This is a genomic window from Terrabacter sp. P5_B1 (assembly GCF_056400505.1).
Map to the genome: position 1 here is coordinate 1 of NZ_JBFULD010000208.1, position 7,573 is coordinate 7,573.

General features: G+C 71.7%; 5 protein-coding genes. 3 read left to right on the forward strand and 2 right to left on the reverse strand.

Annotation, left to right across the window (positions count from 1 at the left end; all coding sequences use genetic code 11):
- Positions 1-475, reverse strand: a 475-nt coding sequence (locus AC1DP0_RS14680) for a VIT1/CCC1 transporter family protein (RefSeq protein ID WP_478085311.1), incomplete at its 3' end; no start/stop codon positions are given.
- 175 nt (positions 476-650) lie between these two features.
- Here AC1DP0_RS14680 and AC1DP0_RS14685 point away from each other — a divergent pair.
- Positions 651-3,869, forward strand: a complete 3,219-nt coding sequence (locus AC1DP0_RS14685; protein ID WP_478085313.1) for a response regulator — start codon at positions 651-653, stop codon at positions 3,867-3,869.
- A gap of 12 nt (positions 3,870-3,881) precedes the next feature.
- On the opposite strand, the gene AC1DP0_RS14690 is transcribed toward AC1DP0_RS14685, so the two are convergent.
- On the reverse strand, positions 3,882-4,580 hold the full coding sequence (locus tag AC1DP0_RS14690; RefSeq protein ID WP_478085315.1) for a hypothetical protein: 699 nt from the start codon (positions 4,578-4,580) through the stop codon (positions 3,882-3,884).
- A gap of 148 nt (positions 4,581-4,728) precedes the next feature.
- Between AC1DP0_RS14690 and AC1DP0_RS14695 the strand changes: the two genes are divergently transcribed.
- Both AC1DP0_RS14695 and AC1DP0_RS14700 read left to right on the forward strand, forming a co-directional pair.
- On the forward strand, positions 4,729-5,466 hold the full coding sequence (locus tag AC1DP0_RS14695) for a response regulator transcription factor (protein ID WP_478085317.1): 738 nt from the start codon (positions 4,729-4,731) through the stop codon (positions 5,464-5,466).
- Positions 5,444-7,183, forward strand: a complete 1,740-nt coding sequence (locus AC1DP0_RS14700; RefSeq protein ID WP_478085321.1) for a sensor histidine kinase — start codon at positions 5,444-5,446, stop codon at positions 7,181-7,183. Before AC1DP0_RS14695 ends, AC1DP0_RS14700 begins: the two co-directional genes overlap by 23 nt.
- Positions 7,184-7,573: the final 390 nt, after the last annotated feature.

Below are 7,573 nucleotides of genomic sequence, written 5' to 3' on the forward strand. Positions count from 1 at the left end.
GGTCGGTCGGGTCGATGCCCAGCTCGGCCTCGGCATGGGCGGCCAGGGCGTCGTGTGCCGTGAGCTCGCGTGCCACCTCGACCGCGAGCTCACGACGCATCCCCTTGGCCTGGTAGATCCGGGTCAGCTCCTCGAGCTCGCCCGCGGGGTCCTCGCGCAGCTCGCGCGTCTCGAGCTCGATGAGGGCACGCTCCGAGTCGCGCTGGGTGCTGACGGAGACGTACTCGCCGGCAGCCATCGACATGGCGCCGGCGGACAGGGCCGCGAGGCCGGCGAGCACGATGGCGGCCTTGTCAGAGGTCGCRCCGGCGACGCCGACGACGACGCCGGCCGTCGAGACGATGCCGTCGTTGGCCCCCAGGACGCCGGCTCGCAACCAGTTGAGCCGGTTCCCGACGTTCGCCTCGTGCGGCTCGTCTCGGTCGTGGTTCGGCTCGAGCGGCGTCGGCTCGTCGGACGCGCGGACCTCGGACATGCGTGCTGCTCCGATCAGTGGGGCCGCTCGGTGGTGCACCGGTGGCACGGGGTTGCCACCGATCGTTGCATCCGACCCCGGGGGTGTCACGGTAGGCGAGCCTCACCTGGTGGGCTGCCGTGACGAAACGGGGCACATGCGGGCGCGGAGCCCCTGCATGCGCGAAGATCGTGACATGTCGGACGTTCGGGACGAGGCCAGCGGTGTCGAGGCCGACCTCTACCGCTGGATGGTCGGGGCGTCGCCCGACGGGCTCTGGGTCTTCGACGARGCAGGGCGCACGATCTTCGCCAACGCCCGAATGGCCGAGATGCTGGGTCGCGATCCCGACGCCATGGTGGGCTTCTCGGTCTTCGACGCGGTCGACGACGTCGGCAAGGGCCAGTTCCGCCGCCATCTCGACGAGCTCGCCTCGAAGGGCGAGCCAGGCGACAACATCGAGTGCAGCCTGCTCGACGCGCACGGCAACCGCTTCTGGGCGCTCGTGTCGCACACCCCGCTCGTCGACGCAGCGGGAACGCGCCGCGGCTGGATGCACCGCGTCAGCGAGCACAGCGCCCAGCGCAAGCTGCTCGACCAGCTGGCCGAGGCCCAGTCGATCGCCAAGGTCGGCAGCTGGGAGTGGGACGTCGACGCCGACCTGGTGTCGTGGTCCGACGAGCTCTACCGCATCTACGGCCTGGACCGGACCGACCTCACCCCGACCTACGAGGGCTTCCTCGCACGCATCCACCCCGACGACCGGGGCCACGTGTCGCACTTGGTCGCGGCCGCGCTCGCGTCCGAGGACTCGTTCGAGTTCGATGCCCGGGTCGTGCGGAGCAGCGGCGAGACCGCCTGGATCCGTGGCAGGGGTCTCGTCACCCGGGACCCCGAGGGCCGCGCGATCCGGATGGGCGGCACGACCCAGGACATCACGGAGAAGAAGGACGCCGAGCAGGCGCTCGGCCTCGTGACGGCCATGGCCACTGCGGCCAACGAGTCCGCGACGCTCGACGAGGCGCTGCCCGCGATCCTCGTCGAGGTCGCCCGCCACACGACGTGGCGGCCGGTGCTCGGCTCCGTCGTCGACGCCGACGGGAACCTCGCAGAACCGATCCGCGCGGAGGAGGGTGCCGAGACGAGCACCCTGCCGATCGAGGTCGGGATGGAGTTCGCGACCCGCGCAGCCGCCGGCCGGTCGGTCGTCGCGGAGTCCTCGCCCGACGGCACGACGATCGTGGCGGTGCCGGTCGTCAACGAGGGGCGGGTGGCCTGTGTCGTCGTGCTCGACATGCGCAGCGCCGCGCCGCCCGCCGCGTCCGACGCCCTGACCATCTCGCAGATCACCGCCCTCTTCGCCCGCGTCGCGGACCGCGAGTGGACGGCGGAGCGCCTGGCGCGCGCACGTGACGCGGCCATGGAGGCCTCCCGCGCCAAGTCCGAGTTCCTCGCGACGATGAGCCACGAGATCCGCACTCCGCTCAACGGCGTCATCGGGCTCGCCGAGCTGCTCGGGCGCACCGAGCTGACGCCCTATCAGCGGCGGCTGTCCGACGGCATCGACCAGGCCGGTCGCGTGCTGCTCGGTCTCGTCAACGACATCCTCGACCTGTCGAAGATCGAGGCCGGCCGTCTCGAGCTCGAGTCGGTCGAATTCGACCCGGCCGCGGTGCTCGAGCGCAGCGTCGCGCTGCTCGGGGAGCGGGCTCGTGCCAAGTCGCTCGATCTGTCCGTCGCCCACGGCCGGGACGTGCCGTTCCTGGTGTCCGGCGACCCGGTGCGCTTCGGCCAGGTCGTCGCCAACCTCACGACCAACGCCGTGAAGTTCACCGACGCCGGCAGCGTGGTCGTCCGCCTGGGCCTCGATCGCCTGACCGCGGCGKGACCGGTGCTGCGGGTCGAGGTCACCGACACCGGTGCAGGGATCCCCCTCGAGGTCCGCTCCCGGCTGTTCGAGTCGTTCTCGCAGGGTGACTCCTCGACGACCCGTGAGTACGGCGGCACCGGCCTGGGCCTCGCGATCAGCCGGCAGATCGTCACGGCATTCGGCGGCGAGATCGGTGTCGAGAGCGAGCCCGGCCACGGCAGCACGTTCTGGTTCACCGCGGCCTTCGACCCGGCGTCGAAGCACAGCGTCGGCCGCTCGCAGTCGCAGGCCGCTGCGGTGTCCGGACTCCGGGTCCTCGTCGTCGGCGCCGACCGGGCGCACCGGGAGCGCGTCGAGGAGCAGCTGACCACCTGGTCCATGTCGGTGACGTCCGCAACCTCCGGCGTCGACGGCCTCGTCGAGCTCGAGAGGGCCGACCGCGGCGGCAGCCCGATGGACGTCGTCGTCCTCGACGATCCCTCCGTGGGCACCGAGGGCCTGCAGGTCGCCCGGATGATCCGCTCCGACGAGCGCTTCGCGGGCGTACGCGTCGTGCTCGCGTGCGCGCACGTGCCACCTCCCGACGCCGCGACCTCGAAGGAGGCCGGTGTCGACACGGTCCTGACCGCGCCGGTCATGCCCTCCTCGCTCTTCGACGCGATGGCCGACGTCGTCGGACGGCAGCTGGCGACCGAGTCGCTGCGGCCGGTGCTCCCACCGCCAGGAGCTGACGGACACCTCGGCACGGTCCTCGTCGTCGAGGACAACGAGGTCAACCAGCTCGTCGCCCAGGGTGTGCTCGAGAGCCTCGGCTACGCCGTACGGCTCGCCGGCAACGGGGCGGAGGGCGTCGAGGCGTACCGAGCCCAGGGCGACGAGTTCGTCGCGGTCCTGATGGACTGCCAGATGCCGCAGATGGACGGCTACGCCGCCACCCGGGCGATCCGGGCTCGCGAGGCACCCGGTCGGCGTCTGCCCGTCATCGCGATGACGGCCTCGGCCATCGCCGGCGAGCGGGAGCGCTGCCTGCAGGCGGGCATGGACGACTTCCTGACCAAACCCATCGACGTCTCGCTGCTCGCGTCCACCCTCCGGCGCTGGACGGGCACGGACTCGGTGCTCCCGTCAGATGTGGCCGCGTCGGGAGCCGACACCGGCCCGAGCGCCCAGGCCGCACCTGCGGTGGACGCCGGCGTGCTCGACCTGCGGCGGCTCGAGGAGCTGCACGAGCTCGACCCCGGTGACCCGTCGATGCTCCTGCGCTTCATCGGCCGCTTCGGTGCCGGCGCCCGTCAGCGCATCGCCGAGATCCGCGAGGCGGCGCGCGACGGGAACGCCGAGAGCCAGGGCCGGATCGCCCATTCGCTCAAGGGAACTGCGGCCAACCTCGGTGCCACGGTCCTCGCCGACATGTGCCTCCAGGTGGAAGACCTCGGCGCAGCAGGCCAGCTGGCAGACGAAGCCCTCGTCGCCCGTGTCGAGGACGAGGTCGACCGGGCGACGAGGGCGCTCGAGGAGTACGCCGCGCAGCTGCGCGGCCACTGACCGGACTGCAGCTCAGGTCGTCCTCGTGCCGCCGGAGGTGCTGGACGCGGAGTCGTCCTGACCGTCGGAGAAGGGGTCCGTGCCCTGTCCGCTCTGGTCGTCCTGACCGAGCTGCTGGAGCAGGTCCTGCGGGTCGAGCTGGCTCAGTTGGTTGGGGTCGATGCCGCTGAGCCCACCCCCGGGCAGCCCGTTCTGCAGGTTCGGCAGCTGTTGGGGGCTCGTCCCCTGCTGGTTCTGCTGGTTCTGCAGGTTCTGCTGGTTCTGCTGGCCACCCGGGAACTGGAAGTTGCGGCCGCCGCCCGGACCCCGGAAGCCCGAGTCGTCCCCGGTCGAGCCGGCCGGCATGGCGGCCGCTGCGCCGATGGCGCCCGCGGAGGCGAGCACGAGCGCGAGCCCGGCGGTCACGGCAGTCTTCTTGGCGGTCCATCGCGGGCCGTCCGTGGCCACCGCTCCCGAGGCACTCTCGCGCGGCGGGAGCCCGGTGGGTGAGAGCGGCACCCCCGGCCCGGCGATCGGGGACGCCTCGCCAGGCGATGCGGCATACGCGGCATACGCGTACGGCCTGGCAGGCGGCGTCACGGGCATCGCGCTCGTGGGGGCGGAGGCGAGCTGCTGCGTGTCGTCGACGGCTGCCGGGTGGCCCGGTTCGAACTGCGGGAGCTCGGGCCTCGACGGCACGGCCGGAACCTGCGGGCTGGACTCGTTGCTCATGGACATCACGGTCGGGCCGATCCCTGTGCGAGCGCTGTGGCGCAGCCGTCGAGGCGCTGGGACTTCGGGACGCGGGGACAGAGGCTCCACAGGAATCGCACAGGGAGGTACTGGTCATCCCACAGTCCGGCGCGTTTCACTGGATGACATGAGCGAGAAGACCAAGTCCGCGGCCGCGCGACTCCAGCGACTCGACGGCTCACCGGTTCGGGTGCTCGTCGTCGACGACGAGGTGAACCTCACCGAGCTGCTCGGGATGGCGCTGCGCTACGAGGGGTGGGAGGTGCGGGCCGCCGGCACCGGCATGGAGGCCGTGCGCGCGGCCCGGGAGTTCGACCCCGACGCGGTCGTGCTCGACATGATGCTTCCCGACTTCGACGGGCTGGAGGTGCTCCGGCGCATGCGCGCCGACAACAGCAACGTGCCCGTTCTCTTCCTCACCGCGAAGGACGCCGTCGAGGACCGCGTCTCCGGTCTGACCGCCGGCGGCGACGACTACGTGACCAAGCCGTTCTCCCTCGAGGAGGTCGTCGCCCGCGTCCGAGCGCTCATGCGCCGCACGACGATCGCCGTCTCGTCCTCCGACTCCGTCCTCGTCGTGGGCGATCTCACCCTCGACGAGGACAGCCACGAAGTCCGGCGCGGCGGCGAGGAGATCCACCTGACGGCAACGGAGTTCGAGCTGCTGCGCTATCTCATGCGCAACCCGAAGCGAGTGCTGTCCAAGGCGCAGATCCTCGACCGCGTCTGGAACTACGACTTCGGCGGCCAGGCCAACGTCGTCGAGCTCTACATCTCCTACCTGCGCAAGAAGATCGACGCCGGACGGGAGCCGATGATCCACACCATGCGAGGGGCTGGGTATGTCCTCAAGCCGGCCGTCTGACACCGGCATCGAGCTGCCCGACCCCGCGGACCTCCCCGACGCCGACGGCGCGATCGGGCCCGACCTCTTCTCCGAGGGTGTCGGCTTCCGTGACGACGACTCCGACGAGCGCGCCGCCACGGGTGACGGTCGCCCGAGGCCGTATGCCGCGACGCGCGGCGACGACGCCGGCCGCGATGGTGGCCGAGAGGCTCAGTCGAGCGCGTCCCTGCGCGAGCGCTTCATGGACGCGTGGGACCGCACGAGGCCCTGGTCGGCGTGGACGTTGCGCGCCAAGCTCGTCGCGTCGATGCTCGCGCTCTTCACGGTGCTCAGCCTCGCGACCGGAGCCTTCACCGTCGTCGCGCTCGACCGGCAGCTCACCGGTCAGGTGGACGACCAGCTGCGCACCTCGGTCTCCCAGCTCGTCAATGGGCGTCCCTTTGACACCGGCCTTGGGGACCGGGGCGACGGCGGCCCCCGAGGCCCTGGCGACGAAGGGCTCATCGCCTTCTTCCCCACGACCCCGACGCCGGACGTGCCCGTGGCTGCCGGCACCGCGTCGTCGAGCGGCCACGCCCGCATCCCGCTCTCGTCGAGCCAGCTGAACGGTCTCAGCAACGCCGGCCTCGGGCCGCAGCCGACGACCGTGTCGCTCGACGGCCTGGGCCCCTACCGGCTCGTGTCGACGGTCGGATCTCTGGTCAACCCGCAGACCCGGACCGACACGACCGGAACGTTCGTCGTGGGCCTGCCCGTCGCGCAGCAGCATCGCACCGTGCAGCAGATGGTCGTTCTCGCGATCAGCACCGTGGCTGCGGGCATCATCCTCGTGGCCGTGCTCGGCACCKGGCTCGTGCGCCGCAACCTCGAGCCGTTGCGTCGGCTCGCGACGACGGCGACCAAGGTCTCGCAGACGCCGCTCGACTCGGGCCAGGTCGCGCTCGCCGAGCGGGTCGACCCCGCGGACACCGACACCCGGACCGAGGTCGGCAAGGTCGGCGCGGCATTCAACGAGATGCTCGACCACGTCGACGAGGCGCTCAACGCCCGCCACCAGAGCGAGCAGCGCGTCCGGCAGTTCGTCGCGGACGCCTCGCACGAGCTGCGTACGCCGCTGGCGTCGATCAAGGGGTATGCCGAGCTGTCCCGTCGCGAGGCCGACGCCGTGCCCCCGACGGTGACCCACGCCATGGTCCGCATCGAGTCCGAGGCCAACCGGATGAGCTCGCTCGTCGAGGACCTGCTCCTCCTCGCGCGCCTCGACGCGGGCCGTCCCCTCGAGGAGGCTCCCGTGGACGTGTCGATGCTCGTCATCAACGCGGTGAGCGACGCGCACGCTGCGTCCCCGGGTCACCACTGGGACCTCGACCTGCCTCCCGAGCCGGTCGAGGTGACGGGCGACAGCGCCCGGCTGCACCAGGTCGTGGCCAACCTGCTCGCCAACGCGCGGACCCACACCCCGGACGGCACCCGGGTGACGACGTCGGTGCGGCCGGAGGGCGAGTGGGTGCGGGTCGCGGTCCACGACGACGGGCCGGGAGTGCCGGACTCGTTGCAGCCCAACGTCTTCGAACGATTCGCCCGCGGCGATGACGCGCGCGTGCGGGCTGGTGGCAGCACCGGGTTGGGCCTGTCGATCGTCGCCGCGGTGAGCAAGGCCCACGGCGGTCGCGTCGAGCTCGAGAGCCGCCCCGGCGACACGACCTTCAGCCTGCTCCTGCCCGCAGCCCCCTGACCGACCGACGGCCGGCCGGCCGACCACGACAGCTTCGCCCGGGCGGAGTTGTTGTGGCGGTTCAGGGGTCCGGGGCTTCGGCTTCTCCGCCGGGGCGGAGTTGTTGTGGCGGTTCGAGGGTCCGGGGCTTCGGCTTCTCCGCCGGGGCGGAGTTGTTGTGGCGGTTCGGGGGTCCGGGACCTCGGGTTCTTCGCCGGGGCTGAGTTGTTGTGGTGGTTCGGGGGTCTGGGTCCTCGGGTTCTTCGCCCCGGCTGACTTGTTGTGGTGGTTTGGTCACTCATGACCGGACCAAAGTCATGTCATAGGAAGGGCACAGTCCCGCCCGCGACGGTTGGGGCATGGACACGATGACCCTCACCACGGGCGGAACCGGCACCGCGCCGAGGCCCG

Excerpts from the sequence above, each read along its gene's own strand:
- AC1DP0_RS14690 (WP_478085315.1), bottom strand. The coding sequence starts at position 4,580 with ATGAGCAACGAGTCCAGCCCGCAGGTTCCGGCCGTGCCGTCGAGGCCC.
- AC1DP0_RS14695 (WP_478085317.1), top strand. The coding sequence starts at position 4,729 with ATGAGCGAGAAGACCAAGTCCGCGGCCGCGCGACTCCAGCGACTCGAC.